The sequence below is a fragment of the uncultured Roseovarius sp. genome, assembly GCF_947259555.1.
Lineage (GTDB): Bacteria > Pseudomonadota > Alphaproteobacteria > Rhodobacterales > Rhodobacteraceae > Roseovarius.
Map to the genome: position 1 here is coordinate 29,529 of NZ_CAMYMD010000008.1, position 15,823 is coordinate 45,351.

The following is a 15,823-nucleotide window of genomic DNA, read 5'->3' on the forward strand; positions in this document are numbered from 1 at the left end:
GTATTGCCTTGTGCTCCGATAAATCCGTCTCATTTCCAGACTTCGGCCCTTGATCTCGAAAGGGTCGGGCGTTTTGCTGACCTTCACTGCAGCTGCAGCCAATGGCGACTCCGCGCAGATTCTGTGGAAAAACTAAAGTTTGCGAGCGCAGAAATAGCCGATCCAAATCGGGCGCGCGCGCCTTTCCTGTCAGGCTTTGCGCATTTGCTGCGGTGCGGGAAAGACCTTGGCCAATTTCCGGAGGTTCTGGGCGGTGGCGGCGAGGAGGAATTCGTCGTTTGCGCCGCATGGCCCACGTAATCGGAGCCGTCCCAGCCCAAGGATGCGCTTGAGGTGGGCGAAGAGCATCTCGACCTTCTTTCGCAACTTCATCGAGATGTCGTACTGGCGGGTCTTGGCGATGTCGCGGGCGACTTGGCGGGCGTCTTCGTGTTCTTCGCGGGTGATCTTGCGCGCCTCGGCATTGGGGCAGCATTTGACCTTGGATGGACAGACCTGGCAGACCTCTTTCAGAGCACGGTATCGTGCAGTCCCTTTTCCGGTCGGTCCTCTGTTTGGGTCGGAATAATTGCGACGGAACTGCTTGAGTTCCTGCCCCTCGGGGCAAATGTATTGATCGTTCTCGGCATCCCATTCGAAGTCCGCCCGTGTCCATGTTCCGTCGTTGCGTCCTGACTTATCGAAGACAGGGATGTGCGGCGCGATCTTGCGGTCGACCAGCCAGCCCAGCATCGGTCCAGTGCCATAGGCCGTGTCCGCGATCAGGCGCTCGGGATGCAGGTCGAACTTCTTCTTTACCCTATCCAGCATGGTCTTGGTCGATCCGACCTCCGCCTGCCGGATCGAGCGGGTCGCCTCAACGTCGACAATGACACCATGATCCGTGTCGATCAGGTAATTGTCGGAATAGCTGAAGAATGCCGGTCCCTTGCGGGCTGCAGTCCACTGACTGGCCGGGTCTGAATGCGAGGTGAACTTTGGCTGCACCTCGCTGGCGGCCCCGAAGGCGGCTTCATCCAGCGTGTCGAGATACTCGCGAACCGCACGGGGCGCATCGGCCGGGTCGATCCGCGCCGCGTCCCAGTCGTCCTTCGGCGTAGAGTTCTGCTTGTTGGCATCCGCCTCGATCAGGCTGGCATCGATCGCCATGCGTTGTCCACTGACCAGCCCTTCGGCGATGCAACGCGCGACGGTCGTCTCGAACAGGTGGCGCAGAAGTTCGCTCTCGCGGAAGCGCCCGTGCCGGTTCTTGGAAAACGTCGAATGATCCGGGACCCGGTCGCTCAGATCGAGGCGGCAAAACCAGCGATACGCGAGGTTCAGATGCACCTCTTCGCACAGCCGCCGTTCCGACCGGATGCCGAAGCAATAGCCAACGAGCAGCATCCGGATCAGCAGTTCGGGATCGACCGACGGGCGGCCTGTGTGGCTGTAGAAACCGGCAAGATGGGTGCGGATGCTGCTCAGATCGACAAACCGGTCGATGGATCGAAGCAGGTGATCCATAGGGACGTGATCCTCAAGCGAGAACTCGTAGAATAGTGCTGCCTGAGCTTCCTGTCTCGGTCCCAACATTGCTCAATTCTCCCGCTGGCCAGAAGAATTGAATCAGCAACTTACGCTTCGATCAAGCACGAGTTTTTCAACAAAATACGCAAGAAACGGACGCTCGCTCTTTGACGGCGGTGAGGCTGTTGTCTGCGCAGACACGGCTTCAGGCTGATAGACTCAAAGACCTTGTGACGGGCAGTAGGTCATTCAGCCACTCCCGCTCCAATCGATAGCGGTAAGCAAGACCGGGTACTGCTGACGTCTGGAATGCGATATCTGAGGACACTATCGCCACTTAGCTGCGGCAGGCCAACCTCGGAGCAAACACCCTCTGCTAAGATACCGCTCGGTTGATGCCTTTCCTTGAAGATCACGGCAGCCACATTAGCCCCCCAATCCGCAGCGACGATCAGCATGATAGCGAGAAAAGCGCGAAAGATATGCGCCTGCGTCAAGCGAACATAAGTAATTTTCTTATTGTTGAGCGGGTAGTTCAGCCTTGTAGCGTCAATCAACTTAATGGCTGTCGCGGCTCGGGTATCTTTATTACTGAATACGTCTGATAAATCGGCTTCGCTGATCGAATGAACCACGCTCGGTGCAGTTGCGCGCGCGGCGTACCACCCAGCCATTAGAACGTAGACCAGAACGATGGCAAAGAGCACAACATCGATGGCCAGCACAGGGTTGTGGAAACTGTCAGATATGGTGGGGCTTAAAGTTCCAATCACGGGAATCACTGCTGCGAGGAAAGCCAGATACAGCGCGGCCTTGGTATCCGCGCTCTGGCGTCGCCGAACTTCCGCGTCATGCAGGCTGATTGCCATCTCCATTGCCAACTCGGCATCGTTCGCGAGCAACTCTGTTGTAGCGACCCTCTCCGGTGGCTCGGCTACGGCCCCTGATGCATAAGGGAAGAGCATATTCAAGATGGCGCCGATTACCTTTCTAAGCTTATGGGTCTCGCTCATTTAACCAACGCGTCAACGAGTGCCGATGCGATCGACACGCCTTCAACTTGCTCCAACCAAGCCCATTGCCCGTTCGGGTTGGCCTCAAGAAACCAAAACTTCCCGTCGCGATCTTCGATCAGGTCTACAGCTGCGAAGCGCAGATCGAGACTCCGAACCACCGCCACGCAAGCGTTCGCGACTGCGGTTGGGAGAGTGACACTTTCGTAGAGAAGGTCCGTCCGCGCGCCGCGACGCCAATCGACCCGAGTCTCTTCGTGCTCTTGAGAGTGAATTGCGACCGCAATTGCAATTTGATCTACGATTGTCACGCGGAGATCGCGACGCTTGGGAATCAGCGATTGAACGATCACCGGAACGGCCTCAAATGCCGCACGGTCACCTGCGCTTAGATTGGCCAACTCCGATGTGAAGATAACCTGCCCAGGTCCGTTAGCTGCGTCAACCAAGGCGCGGCGCAGTGGTTTGATCACGCAATGATGCCTTTCCAAAAGGCCGCGCGCGGCGTCAAAGTCATTTCCGATGATCGTGGGCGGAATCGGAAGGCCGCACGCACGGGCTACAGAAAGCTGGCGAGGCTTGTCCTCCGCACGAAGTATGGCGAAAGGAGAGTTTAACCAGCGCCCCTCCAACGCGTTCCACAGACTACGCGTCGTGGCGCTCCATTCTTGTACAGCGTAAGCGCGCGCCTCGCCGCTTTCGACCGTTTTTGGCTCAGGCAGTTCCGGGCGTCGGTAGTAAGCAGATGTAAAACCAGCGAGTGGGTAAGCGACACCCCCGATTGAGATCGTTCCAGTCAGCGTCGCGTCCTCCGCGAAGGTAACGATCGTTTGGGGCAAGTCCTCGGTGTTTACACGAAGAAAGGGCACGCCACGATTGCGCATCTCGCGCACGAGGTAGTCGGTAGTAATGTCCTGCTTGTTCGTCGCGAGCAGGATGCCGCCAGAATGCTCAGACAAGCATTTCAGCCGTGTCATCGGCTTCCCGTCCCGCATCCGTTTTTGTTTGAAGTGACGCAATCAATGCACCCAAAGCTTGGTCTTCCCGCTCCAGCTCGGCCTCAGTCTTGGTCTGAAGCAAGTTGGTCGTGGAGAACGACTCATCGTCCTGCTCGGTATGCGTAAGCGTCTTCGTAACCAGTGAAAGCTGGGAGTTGGGCATATCTATCGCGTGGCATTCACCCGCGTGCGTCGGGACCATCCACATTTCATGCTCGTTGCAGTAGCGGCCTGGCATGGATGGTTCGTTACGACGCGGGGTCCCGTATCGCAGCAATATCGGCACGATCTTCTCGTTGTTACGATTTTTTGTAGAAAGCATTTTCAATCGCGCCTCGCAATCAATGACACACTGACACCTTTGGGTATGCCGACCAACTGTCATCATAAATGCAGTGAAAGTCCACCTTTCGTCGTCTGCTGTTTTGCTGCCTACCCACACGTACAAGGGCAGGTGACTGACTGCTTCAGTTTGGTACCGGACCTTAGCTCAGGCGAATACGAATGTCAGCAGTGGGCCCGTTTTCACAATTTGACCGGCTCATGCGTAAACGCGGCTCCCCATTTCGGCATTATCCATTGACCTGATTGAAGCGCCTCAAGGCCACAATCTGGGCTTATCTAAGAGAATGATTGTAAACCGGTCTGTAAACCGATGGGGGCTTCACAGGACTCAACGAGCCTAAGTAGTTGAAAAGTAATGGAGGCGAGTACCGGAATCGAACCGGTGTACACGGATTTGCAATCCGCTGCGTCACCACTCCGCCAACTCGCCGCTCCAAGTGGTTGCGTTGGATTATCTGATCGGGCGGCAGGGTGCAAGTGGGCAAAGTTCGGTTTCACCTGTGCAGTTTGGCGTCGCGTAGGCGTTGCTGCGAAGCGGGTTATGTGCCAGAAAACAAAACATAGGATTCCGAACGCAAGAGTTTAGATCATGACAGACTATGCCGCGCGGCGCACGACGATGGTGGACACTCAGGTTCGTCCATCTGATGTGACCAAATTTCCCATAATCGATGCAATGCTCGCGGTTCCGCGGGAAGCGTTTGTGCCGACGTCGCTGCGCGAGGCCGCGTATCTGGGGGAGAATCTCGATATTGGAGACGGGCGTGTCATGCTGGATCCGCGCACCCTCGCCAAGATGCTGGATGCGCTTGATATCGAAGGCGATGACCTGGTGCTCGATATCGGGCCGACCTTTGGGTATTCTTCTGCCGTCATCGCCCGGATGGCCGAAGCGGTCGTCGGGGTCGAGGACAGTGCTGCGATGGTCGAAGAGGCACAAAGGACCCTGGCGGAGCAGGGCGCGGACAATGTCGTCATGCACGAGGCGCCGCTTGTGGACGGGGCGCCGGATCATGGCCCTTACGACGTTATAACCTTGCAGGGCGCGGTGGCGCATCTGCCCGAAACAGTGACCGATCAGCTCAAGGAAGGCGGGCGGATCGCATGTCTGTTTATGGAGGGTGCGCTTGGGGTGGCGCGGATCGGCTACAAGATAGACGGGCGGATGAACTGGCGCTACGCCTTCAACGCGGCCGCTCCGATCATGCCCGGTTTCGAACGGCACGCGGCCTTCACCCTTTGAGAGGGTCATTTCCGCCAATTTGGGAGAGCACCGGCATGTGGACTGGAAGATTTCGGGCGATTGCGAGCGCGATAGGCGTGGTGGCCCTGACTGCGGCACCCTATGCTGTGAAGGCGGAGACGCTGGCAGACGCGCTCAAGAGCGCGTATTTGAATAGCGGTCTTCTCGACCAGAACCGCGCCTTGTTGCGTTCGGCGGATGAGGATGTCGCGCAGGCGGTGGCCAGTCTGCGGCCGATCATCGACTGGACAACGGACATTAGCCGCGATTTCAGCCGCACGAGATCGCTGAACCGCACGCGTAACAGCGGATCGACCAACCTCAATCTCGGGATCACCGGGAGTCTGCTTCTCTATGACTTCGGGCGCAGCGATTTTCTGACTGAGGCCGCGAAGGAAACGGTTCTTGCGACGCGTCAGACCCTGATCAGCGTCGAGCAGGTGGTTCTGCTGACCGGTGTACAGGCCTACATGAACGTGATCCGAAACCAGGAGTTTGTGGCTCTGCGGCAAAACAACCTGCGCCTGTTGCGGCAGGAGTTGCGCGCCGCGCGGGACCGCTTCGAGGTGGGTGAAGTGACGCGCACGGATGTGGCGCAGGCGGAGTCAGCGGTTGCATTGGCGCAAAGCGGATTGGCTGCGGCGCAGGGCGATCTTTCGCGCGCGATCGAAGAATTCCGCGAGGCGGTGGGACGCGACCCCGGGGCGCTCAACACGCCCGGAGACCTGCCGCAACTGGATGGAAATGTCCAAGAGGCCAAGAGCGTCGCGTTGCGGCGGCACCCGGATCTGTTGCAGGCACAGCACAATGTGACTGCGGCCGAGCTCAACATTCGCGCGGCAGAGGCTGCCAAGCGGCCCTCGCTGAATTTGACAGCGCGCCTCGGGGCGACCGAAGATCTTGCGGAATCCGACTTTGCGCGTTCGGGGAGCGTTGGCATCGAATTGCGCGGTCCCATTTACCGTGGCGGTGCCCTTACATCCGCCAAGCGGCAATCCATGGCGCAACGCGATGCACAATTGGCGGAGCTGCATCTTGTGGGGCTGCAGATCAAGCAGGACGTCGGCAATGCCTATGCAAACCTGCGCGCCGCGCGCGCGAGCCGCACAGCCAGCCGCGAGGCCGTTCGCGCCGCGCAAGTGGCGTTTGAGGGGACGCGCGAAGAGGCCAAGCTGGGCGCCCGGACCACACTTGATGTGCTTGACGCGGAACAGGACTTGCTTGATGCGCAAGCCAACCTGATTTCAGCCAATGCTGATGTTGTTATCGCCGCATACTCGGTGCTGGCCGCGATCGGTGAGTTGACAGCGCGCGATCTCAATCTTGGGGTTCAGACGTATGACCCGAGCGCCTATTACGATCTGGTCAAGGATGCTCCGATCAGCAGCAGCACGCAGGGTCAAAAACTCGATCGAGTCTTGCGAGCGCTTGGAAAAAACTGAAAAGTTTTTGAATCGGTTGTGTGAAAGCGCCCCCGGGGGTAAACTTTCCGTAGGCAAGAGTGGTAGCAGAACATGTCCGACCCCGTGACCAATGTGGAAATTGAGGATGTCCTGTCCTCCATTCGGCGGCTTGTGTCCAATGGACAGGTCGAGCGAGACGGGGAGGCGTCGACAGATGATCCGTCGGCAGGTGCCGACCGTCTGGTTCTGACGCCCTCGCTGAGGGTGGATGGAACGCGCGTTGCCGGGATCAATGCGGGTGATGTGAAAGAGCCCCCCTTGCAGCCGGGCCCCGAGATCGATGCTGATGCAGAGGATCAAGACCCAAGTCAGCCTCAGCCCGAGGCCAGATCCGAGGAAACAGGGCCCCGGTCGCCGGATCGTCCAGAGAGTGTCGGCGAAGCTGACCCCTTTGATCAGACGATGGATGAGCTGACCGGAAACGAGGAACACGAGCCAGAGGTCAGCTCCGAGCCCGAGCCGCACGGTGGCCTTCATACGCAAGCTGCGGAATTCGAGACCGCGATTGCCGGGCGTGACGACCAGTGGGAGCCTGATGGAGAGTCAGAGGACGACTATGCCGGTGGCCCGGTCAATACGCTCAATTGGCAGGACCACAACGAAGAGCCCGAGGAAGAGGAGCTGTCCTCTGATCCTGATTGGACAGAGGCGGATGAGGCCGTATCGGAGCGTCATGCACAAGCGTGGCAACACGAGGAAACACACGACTCTGAAAGGCAGCATGTCTCCGATGATACGGGCGATTCTTCGGACGCCATGGTGTTCGACGACGCGATAATGGACGAGGATACACTGCGCGATATGGTGTCGGAAATCGTGCGTCAGGAATTGCAGGGTGCTCTTGGGGAGCGGATCACACGGAACGTGCGCAAACTGGTTCGTCGTGAGATTCACCGTGCGCTCACCAGTCAGGAATTTGACTGAACGCCGGTTTGCGCGCTGAGCGACAACATCAGATCCAGGTCCATGTGACGCTCCAAGTGATCCGCAAGCCTGTCGAGCGTGGCCTCGACATCTGCGCCGTAACTCAAATCAGAACGTGACCCAAGCCCCGCCAGAAATGCGGCGCGAAAGGGGTCAGACGCGAAGAGGCCGTGCAGATAAGCCCCGCGTACATTGCCATCCGAAGAGGCCGCGCCCTCGGGACGGTCACCGACGCGCAACCAGGCGCGCACGCAATCGGGCCCGGATGTTTCGCCCAGGTGGATTTCGTAACCTTCAACGGTATCGCCGGTTTCAAGATAGGTCGCCTGAGTGAGCGCAAGGTGTTTCTCGGGTTTCATGACCGTAACCACGTCCAGATGGCCCAGACCGGCGACCGAGGCGGGAGGGCCCTCTATGCCGTCTGGATCGTCGATCCTGCTGCCCAGCATTTGATAGCCGCCACAGACGCCCAGCACATGCCCGCCGCGCCGGATATGAGCCGTGAGGTCGATGTCCCACCCGTTGCTGCGAAAGCGTGCAAGGTCGGCAATGGTGGATTTGCTGCCGGGGATCAGCACAAGGTCGGCGTCGCCGGGCAGGGGACGGCCCGGTTCAATGATCTCGACCGTCACACCGGGCTCGCTGCTAAGTGGATCGAGATCATCGAAATTGGCGATGCGCCCCAATCTGGGCACCGCGACCTTGAATGCACCGCCCTGTGTCGATGCGATATCCATCACGTCCTCGGCCGGCAAACGCCATGCCTCTGCAAACCACGGCACGACACCAAGCGAGGGCCAGCCGGTGCGCGTGACAATTTCCTGCAACCCGTCGTCAAACAGGCTGACATCGCCGCGAAACTTGTTGACCGCAAAGCCCTTTATGCGGGCGGCGTCGGCACGCGACAGCACCGCTTGCGTGCCGACAACCTGTGCGATCACGCCGCCGCGGTCGATATCGCCGACAAGGATCACCGGCACGCCAGCCACCTCGGCAAAACCCATATTTGCAATGTCGCCGTCGCGCAGGTTGATCTCCGCCGGGCTTCCGGCCCCTTCTATCAAAACAAGGTCGGCCGTGCCGGACAGACGGTGAAAGCTTTCCAGCACGGAGGCCAGCAGTTGCGGCTTGGCCCGTGCATATTCGCGCGCGCGCAACGTGCTGTGTCGCCTGCCCTGAACGATTACCTGCGCGCCAATATCGGTCTCGGGCTTGAGGAGCACCGGATTCATGTCGGTATGGGGCGCACGTCGCGCGGCGATCGCCTGAAGCGCCTGCGCACGGCCTATCTCGCCGCCATCGACCGTTACGGCCGCGTTGTTCGACATGTTCTGCGGTTTGAAGGGTGCGACGTCCAGCCCGCGTCGCACATAGGCGCGGGCCAGCCCCGCCACCAGCATTGACTTTCCGACATTCGAGCCGGCCCCCTGAATCATGATCGCGCGTGTCATCGGTTTACCCGGCTGTATTTTCTCCGCCGTGATACAAACTGCATCGCCGCGATGAAAGCGGTGATCGCCGGGTGATCGGTATTAACCGTGCCAAACGCAAAAGCCCCACCACATGGGCGGGGCCTTTGCATGATCGGCAGCAGAAACGTATCAGGCGGCTTCGGCCTGTGCAGCGGCATTGCGGCGCTCGCTCTCTTCTCGCGACAGCGCGACCGAGGTGCGCACGCCTTTCGAGACAAAATCCATCAGGCCGGATACCACACGCTCATTCGGGTCGATCCCGGCGCAGGACAGGACCTCGCGACCATCACGAGAGCGCGCCCAGCGAGCGATCTGCTCGGGGCCGTTGCCATATTTCTTGTCGTCGGAAATGGCATCATCCAGCGCTGCCAATACGACGGCTGCAAACAGTTTACGAGCACGGTTGCCCTGTTCGGCGTTGAAAGCCGTGCCGTCAACGAAATCTTTCATCATTCGTCCTTGTTCTTATTGCTCTTGCGTTTTGGGCGTGACGGTTGTTATGGCGAAGTTTTTTTGATTCGGATAGAGCGCATTTGCATAACTTCTATGCAAATTATGCATACCTGAGCAGTCGGCACATCGATATTTCGTTGTCTTGCCACCCATCATCACGCCAGATATAGGTGCCTCAGATACCTTATCAACCTTTTGTCATGGTTCGAACACAATGCCCAAGATCAATGGAAACGAAATTCGGCCCGGCAACGTGCTGGAGCATAATGGCGGCCTATGGGCCGCGGTCAAAGTCGATCACGTGAAGCCCGGCAAGGGGGGCGCATTCGCTCAGGTCGAGATGCGCAACCTGCGCAACGGCTCCAAGCTCAACGAACGCTTTCGGAGCGCCGACAAGGTGGAACGGGTGCGCCTTGAGCAAAAAGACCAGCAATTTCTGTATCAAGAGGGCGAGAACCTCGTGTTCATGGATACCGAAACCTACGAGCAGATCGAATTGCCCGCCGACATTCTGGGCGAGCGACGCCCGTTTCTTCAGGACGGCATGACGATCACGGTGGAATTTCACGACAGTGAGGCGCTCAATGCCGCGCTGCCGCAAAAGGTGACCTGCAAGGTCGTCGAGACCGAACCGGTTGTGAAGGGCCAGACCGCCGCCAACAGCTTCAAGCCTGCCATCCTCGACAATGGTGTCAAAGTCATGGTGCCGCCCTTTGTCGGTCAGGACGAGGATATCATCGTGAATACCGAAACGATGGAGTACGCAGAACGCGCCTGACATGACGCTACGTCATGGTAACAGGCTGCGTTTGCGCGCACCAAGCGCACCGTCGCGCCCCGCAACACTAGTGCGACGGGCGCGGATCAGATCATCATTTCCTTGGTCGCGGTCAGGCGGATATCGGGGTAATCGCGCTCGACGCGGTCAATGTCCCATTGCATCCGCGTGAGATAGACCACATCGCCATCGTGATCGTGGGCGATATGCTGCTTGTTGGCGGCGGCAAACTTGTCGACCGCCTGCTTGTCGCCGATGATCCAGCGGGCCGACGTGAATTGCGATCCCTCGAACCGCACGGGCAGGCCGTATTCAAGCTCGATGCGGCTGCCCAGAACCTCGAATTGCAGTGCGCCGACGACGCCCACGATGAAACCCGAGCCAAAGGCTGGTTTGAACACCTTGGCCGCGCCTTCCTCGGCGAATTGCATGAGCGCCTTTTCCAGATGCTTGGCCTTCATCGGATCGCCCGCGCGGGCCTGCTGCAACAGCTCGGGTGCGAACGAGGGGATGCCCGTAACGCGCAGCGCCTCGCCTTCGGTCAGAGTGTCGCCGATCCGCAACTGCCCGTGGTTGGGGATGCCGATGATGTCACCGGCCCATGCTTCTTCGGCCAATTCGCGATCAGACGCGAGGAACAGCACCGGTGCGGCAATGGTCATCGGCTTTTTCGAGCGCACATGCGTGAGCTTCATGCCACGTTTGAAATGGCCTGACGCAAGCCGGACAAAGGCGACGCGGTCGCGGTGCTTGGGGTCCATGTTGGCCTGCACCTTGAAGACGAACCCGGCGACCTTGCTCTCTTCGGGTGCGATCTCGCGCGGACTGGCCTTTTGCACCTGCGGCTCGGGACCATAAGTGCCGATCCCGTCCATCAATTCCTTGACGCCGAATGAGTTGATCGCGGAGCCGAACCAGATCGGTGTCATATGACCCTCCAGCACGGATTGCGGATCGAGCGGGGGCAAGAGCTCGCGCGCCATCTCGACCTCGTCACGGAGCTTATCCACCAGATTGGCGGGCACATGCGCGTTGAGTTTCGGATCGTCGAGGCCGTCGATACGGATCGACTCGGCCACCTTGTTGCGGTCCGCGCGGTCCATCAGTTCGAGACGGTTGTTCAGCATGTCGTAGCAACCGACGAAGTCGCGGCCCATGCCGATCGGCCAACTGGCAGGTGTTACGTCGATGGCGAGGTTTTCCTGTATCTCGTCGATGATGTCGAACGTATCACGCGCCTCGCGATCCATCTTGTTGCAGAAGGTCAGGATCGGCAGATCGCGCAGCCGGCAAACCTCGAAGAGCTTGCGGGTCTGGCTCTCGACGCCTTTGGCACCGTCGATCACCATAACAGCGGCGTCGACTGCGGTGAGCGTGCGATAGGTGTCCTCGGAGAAATCCGAGTGCCCGGGCGTGTCCACCAGATTGAAGCGGAAGTCTTTGAAATCAAAGGACATCGCGGAGGCCGAGACGGAGATGCCCCGGTCCTTCTCCATCTGCATATAATCCGAGCGCGTGCGCCGCGCCTCGCCCTTGGCACGGACCTGACCGGCCATCTGGATGGCCCCGCCGTAAAGCAGGAACTTTTCCGTCAGCGTCGTCTTGCCGGCATCGGGGTGGGAGATGATGGCGAAGGTGCGCCGCCGGGCAATCTCGGCGGGCAGATCGGGGCGGTTTGTGCTCGTGTCCAACATGGCTCGCCATATAGAGGGGGGAGGTGTGGGGCGCAAGCGAGGGGTGGATTAGGGCGGTCTGTATCGCGTCGGTATTCTGTCGGTATCGCGTCGGTGGGCCGGATCGCGGATTTTGGCGGGCCTGCGCCGTGCCCTACCGCGTTGAGGCCCGTTTCAGGATGTCAGCGGCGTTGGGGTGGTTGAGCAGCGCCCGCCCGACCTCGTATTGCAGGTGGCTCGGCGCGTCATGTCCCGCGATCTGGCGTGTCAGCGCCTCTTCCACCTCGGGGGGCAGGGCGGCACGCGTGCGCGGATCCACGAGCAATGTCTCGGCGGCGATTCCCTCGGCGTAAATGATCTGGTGGCGGTCAAACAGCAGTTGGACATAATCCACGAAGCCGCCGGTCTCGCGGCGCACGCTATCACCGTTTACGAGGTGACGTGCGCGTACCAACACTTCGTGGCGCCCGGCCCCGAGCGCATCGGACCGCTGGTAAATGAACAATCGGTGATCCGGGCTGACCAGCAGATCGTTTTCGTTGTTCAGCGCGCCTGCACTGATCCGAACGGGTGCAAAATCACCCACGGCGCGCAGGGTCGACTGGCCTATCCAGCGGACCGGCTGCACGCCGTCGTCACGGGTCAGAACCATTTCGCCCGGCTGCAAGGTCTCGATCGCGCGCTGTTCGCCCGAGGCCATCGTAATATGAGTGCCGCGCGTGAACGAGACACAGGCAACCTGGGCGAATTTCTCAAGCACCGTCTTTGTATCTATCCCCACAAGAGCATAGCCTGTCTTTGGCCGCATGGCGGCAAGCGGCATGGCATAGATCGCAGCCACATCTCCGGAGTTGTCTACCTCAACCAGAACCAGCACTTCCGTGGTGCGCCCGTTACCCGTCATCAGGGTGAGGCAACTGTCCAGATGGATCTGCGCGCCGGGTTGACCGATCTCCGAGCCTTCTGAGATTGAAAACGGACCAGCCCCCTCGACATTCAGGGAAAGCTCATACTGGCGTGCCTGCCTGCGCAGTTCGTAGACGTCATCCAGGTCCAGCTCTGCCGCGAAGGAGAGCGGGTCACCCGCATTGGCGCCGTTGACCACGAACAGATCGAGTGCCTGATACACAGGCACGGGATGAGCAGGGGGTGTTGGCTCGGTGGACATCAGGGCGCTCTTCTCGGACATTCCGGTTGCATCGAAAGCGGTTCCGGACACGTAGCCTAGGATTGTGGCAGGATATCGTCAATCTGCTGAAAAATACGGGTCATTCAAGCCCGATCATCGCGCGGACATCCTGGCGGCGGTCTCTGGTCATTTTAATCATGGCGGTGTTAATTCGGATTTGAGCAACAACGGAGGGTGACATGGATCTTGGCATCAAGGGCAAGCGCGCGCTGGTTTGCGCGTCATCAAAAGGGCTGGGGCTGGGCTGTGCGCGGGCGCTGGCCGGGGCGGGCGTCGATCTGGTGATGAACGCGCGCGGGGCCGAGGCGCTGGAGGCGTCGGCGGCCGCGATTCGCGAGGACTTTGGCGTCGAGGTCGTGACCGTGGCCGCCGATATCACCGATGACGCGGGCCGCGCGGCGGTGCTGGATGTGGCGGGCGCGGTGGATATCCTCGTCAACAACGCGGGCGGGCCGCCGCCGGGGATGTGGACCGACTGGGAGCGCGAAGATTTCATCGCGGCGCTCGATGCCAATATGCTGACGCCGATTGCGCTGATCAAGGCGCTGGTGCCGGGGATGATGGAGCTCGGCTGGGGCCGGGTGGTCAACATCACCTCGCAATCGGTGAAGGCGCCGATCCCGGTGCTGGGCCTGTCGAATTCGGCGCGCGCGGGCCTCACGGGCTATGTCGCGGGCACCTCGCGACAGGTGGCGGGCAGCGGGGTGAACATCAACAACCTGTTGCCGGGCATTCATGCCACCGACCGGGCCAATGCGCTCGACAAGGGGGTGTCCGAGGCGCAGGGGATCAGCATGGACGAGGCCAAGGCGCGGCGCTGTGCCGGTATTCCGGCGGGGCGCTATGGCACGGCCGATGAGTTCGGCGCGGCCTGCGCGTTTCTGTGCAGCCAGCATGCCGGGTTCATCGTGGGCCAGAATATCCTGCTCGATGGCGGTGGGGTGAATGCCACGCTGTGACGCCGGATCGGGGTGCCGTGATCACGTTTGCGTCACAAGCTGCGCCGGGGTGTGGCGGTCGCCTCAGCGGCTTGGTAGCGGTTGGCGGAACGGACACATCAGGGAACTCTCACAATGCAAGCAGTGGCGATCCTTGGCCTTTTCGGGCTGATCATTCTCGGCAGCCTGCTGGTTGCGCCACGGCGCGCCACGATCGGCGGCTTTTTCAGCGGCGCGGGTGTGGACGGGCGCGCGCCGGGCCTGTGGGTGCTGGTGCTGAGCCAGGTCACGACGTGGATTTTCGCGCGGTCGCTGATGAACTCGGCGATCCTGGGGTATTTCTACGGCATCTGGGGCACGCTGGCCTATGCCGCCTATTACGGATCGTTCCTGACCGGGGGCTATATCGTGGGCCGGTTGCGCGCGGGTGGTGCCGGGTCGGTGCAGGACTGGCTGGGCGCGCGGTTCGGGGCCACGGGCACTGCCTGCTATAATCTGGTGATCGGGTTGCGCCTGCTGTCGGAGGTGTTCGCCAACCTGCTGGTGGTCGGGCTGATCTTTGCCGCCGTGCTGCCCGAGATCGGTGTGGCGCGCGAGGCGGCGATCGTGATCGTGGCCGCGCTCGGGCTGGCCTATAGCGCCTGGGGCGGCTTGAGTGCCGCGCTGCGCACGGATGTGTTGCAGATGGTGGTGTTTCTGGGCGTCTTTGCCGCCGCCTTTGTCGCGCTGGTGCTGAGCCCCGGATTCCAGATCGGCGCGGTGCTGACGGCACCGGGCACGGCGGGGGCGTGGAACGGGCAGGTGTTGCTGGTGGTGGCGCTGTTGCAGGTGTTCTCATACCCCGCGCATGATCCGGTGATGATGGATCGCGGGTTTCTCGCCGATCCGGCGACGACGCGGAAATCGTTTCTGCACGCGTTCTGGATCTCGACCTTGTGCATCATCGGGTTCGGGTTTTTCGGCATTCAGGCGGGGCTGGTCGGGGCGGACTACGAGGGCGAGCTGATCGGCACATGGGCGGGGATGTTCCCGGCGTGGCTGTTTATCGCGCTGTTGGTGTCGCTGTTGATTTCGGCGCTGAGCACGCTGGATTCCGCGCTGGCCAGTGCCGCGCGGCTGGTGGTGGATGAATTGAAGATCGGCACCCGGTCGCTGATGGCGGGGCGGGGCGCGATGGTGGTGTTCATGGCGCTGGGCACGTTGCTGACGCTGTGGGGCAATCAGACGCTGTTTGATGCCGTGGCGGTCAGCGGCACGGCGAGCATGTTCCTGACGCCGGTTCTGGTGGTGGGGCTGGTGATGGGGCGGCAAATCGCGCTCTGGTCCTATCTGGTGGCGTTCGGCGCCGCGATTGCGGGGGCGGTGACCTATTTCGCGCGCAGTGCGGACTGGGCCGTGGCGCTCCTGCCCGAGGGCCACAAATACGAGCAGTTGCTGGTGATCTGCGTCGCGGTTCTGGCGGTGGGGTTCGCCGCCGTGCTGAGTGGCGCGCGCCGGGCCTGAACCTTGCCGCGCGGCGGTTTCGCGATAGGTCCCCGGGGCGTTTTTCATGCGTGCTGTTCTTCTCATCCTTTGCCCGATGGCACGCTGCGCGTCAGTTTCGACGACTGGATGTGGCAGGTGAGCGAGGACCGCGTGCTGAACCGCGCCTATATGGACAAGTACGGCGTCGAGGTGGGCGAGGTGATCATCTGCTTCGAGAAGCGACACTGACAGATCGCCAAGACTACGGGCAAGGGCAGGGCGGGTGACGGATCGAGCGATTGCATATCAGGCAACCAGACGCGCCCGGTGTGAGAATCGGCCTTTCACCTCACGTCCATCC

At 60.6% G+C, this 15,823-nt stretch carries 14 protein-coding genes, 1 tRNA gene and 1 pseudogene; 7 read left to right on the forward strand and 9 right to left on the reverse strand.

The features are described from left to right. Positions 1–189: 189 nt before the first annotated feature. The 5 genes from Q0X85_RS01025 to Q0X85_RS01045 all read right to left on the reverse strand — a co-directional run bounded on the left by Q0X85_RS01025 (position 190) and on the right by Q0X85_RS01045 (position 4,295). The gene (locus Q0X85_RS01025) at positions 190–1,575 is read right to left on the reverse strand and encodes an IS1182 family transposase (protein WP_297767804.1); all 1,386 of its coding nucleotides are present in this window, start codon (positions 1,573–1,575) and stop codon (positions 190–192) included. Positions 1,576–1,754: 179 nt separating this feature from the next. Further along, on the reverse strand, positions 1,755–2,522 hold the full coding sequence (locus Q0X85_RS01030) for a hypothetical protein (RefSeq protein ID WP_297767807.1): 768 nt from the start codon (positions 2,520–2,522) through the stop codon (positions 1,755–1,757). After that, complete coding sequence (locus tag Q0X85_RS01035) at positions 2,519–3,499, reverse strand: hypothetical protein (protein ID WP_297767810.1); 981 nt, start codon at positions 3,497–3,499, stop codon at positions 2,519–2,521. Before Q0X85_RS01035 ends, Q0X85_RS01030 begins: the two co-directional genes overlap by 4 nt. After that, entirely contained in the window at positions 3,474–3,842 is a 369-nt protein-coding gene (locus Q0X85_RS01040; protein ID WP_297767812.1) for a hypothetical protein, read from the reverse strand. Before Q0X85_RS01040 ends, Q0X85_RS01035 begins: the two co-directional genes overlap by 26 nt. A 379-nt stretch (positions 3,843–4,221) precedes the next feature. Next, positions 4,222–4,295, reverse strand: a tRNA-Cys gene (locus Q0X85_RS01045). A 159-nt stretch (positions 4,296–4,454) separates the two neighbouring features. Here Q0X85_RS01045 and Q0X85_RS01050 point away from each other — a divergent pair. The 3 genes from Q0X85_RS01050 to Q0X85_RS01060 all read left to right on the forward strand — a co-directional run bounded on the left by Q0X85_RS01050 (position 4,455) and on the right by Q0X85_RS01060 (position 7,495). Next, complete coding sequence (locus tag Q0X85_RS01050; RefSeq protein ID WP_297767815.1) at positions 4,455–5,108, forward strand: protein-L-isoaspartate O-methyltransferase; 654 nt, start codon at positions 4,455–4,457, stop codon at positions 5,106–5,108. Positions 5,109–5,143: 35 nt separating this feature from the next. Next, a complete protein-coding gene (locus Q0X85_RS01055) occupies positions 5,144–6,550 on the forward strand; it encodes a TolC family outer membrane protein (RefSeq protein WP_297767817.1) in 1,407 nt (468 codons plus the stop codon). Between the two features lie 72 nt (positions 6,551–6,622). After that, positions 6,623–7,495, forward strand: a complete 873-nt coding sequence (locus Q0X85_RS01060; protein ID WP_297767820.1) for a hypothetical protein — start codon at positions 6,623–6,625, stop codon at positions 7,493–7,495. On the opposite strand, the gene Q0X85_RS01065 is transcribed toward Q0X85_RS01060, so the two are convergent. Together Q0X85_RS01065 and Q0X85_RS01070 are read right to left on the reverse strand one after the other, a co-directional pair. After that, on the reverse strand, positions 7,480–8,946 hold the full coding sequence (locus tag Q0X85_RS01065) for a cobyric acid synthase (protein ID WP_297767824.1): 1,467 nt from the start codon (positions 8,944–8,946) through the stop codon (positions 7,480–7,482). The two genes, Q0X85_RS01060 and Q0X85_RS01065, sit on opposite strands and share 16 nt — an antisense overlap. 150 nt (positions 8,947–9,096) lie before the next feature. Next, entirely contained in the window at positions 9,097–9,417 is a 321-nt protein-coding gene (locus tag Q0X85_RS01070; protein WP_037248548.1) for a DUF6280 family protein, read from the reverse strand. 217 nt (positions 9,418–9,634) lie between these two features. Here Q0X85_RS01070 and efp point away from each other — a divergent pair, with 217 nt between their 5' ends. Next, complete coding sequence (gene efp, locus Q0X85_RS01075; protein ID WP_297767832.1) at positions 9,635–10,198, forward strand: elongation factor P; 564 nt, start codon at positions 9,635–9,637, stop codon at positions 10,196–10,198. Between the two features lie 86 nt (positions 10,199–10,284). Here the strand turns inward: efp and Q0X85_RS01080 are convergent, their stop codons facing one another. Both Q0X85_RS01080 and Q0X85_RS01085 read right to left on the reverse strand, forming a co-directional pair. After that, entirely contained in the window at positions 10,285–11,892 is a 1,608-nt protein-coding gene (locus Q0X85_RS01080; RefSeq protein WP_297767834.1) for a peptide chain release factor 3, read from the reverse strand. A 133-nt stretch (positions 11,893–12,025) separates the two neighbouring features. Then, a complete protein-coding gene (locus Q0X85_RS01085) occupies positions 12,026–13,039 on the reverse strand; it encodes a Hint domain-containing protein (RefSeq protein WP_297767953.1) in 1,014 nt (337 codons plus the stop codon). 200 nt (positions 13,040–13,239) lie between these two features. Between Q0X85_RS01085 and Q0X85_RS01090 the strand changes: the two genes are divergently transcribed. The 3 genes and pseudogenes from Q0X85_RS01090 to Q0X85_RS01100 form a co-directional block, all read left to right on the forward strand. Beyond that, the gene (locus Q0X85_RS01090; protein ID WP_297767837.1) at positions 13,240–14,019 is read left to right on the forward strand and encodes an SDR family oxidoreductase; all 780 of its coding nucleotides are present in this window, start codon (positions 13,240–13,242) and stop codon (positions 14,017–14,019) included. A gap of 114 nt (positions 14,020–14,133) precedes the next feature. Continuing rightward, positions 14,134–15,501, forward strand: a complete 1,368-nt coding sequence (locus tag Q0X85_RS01095; RefSeq protein ID WP_297767840.1) for a sodium:proline symporter — start codon at positions 14,134–14,136, stop codon at positions 15,499–15,501. A gap of 66 nt (positions 15,502–15,567) precedes the next feature. Next, positions 15,568–15,711: pseudogene (locus Q0X85_RS01100) on the forward strand (DUF3833 family protein); the annotation flags it as partial. Between the last annotated feature and the right edge of the window lie 112 nt (positions 15,712–15,823).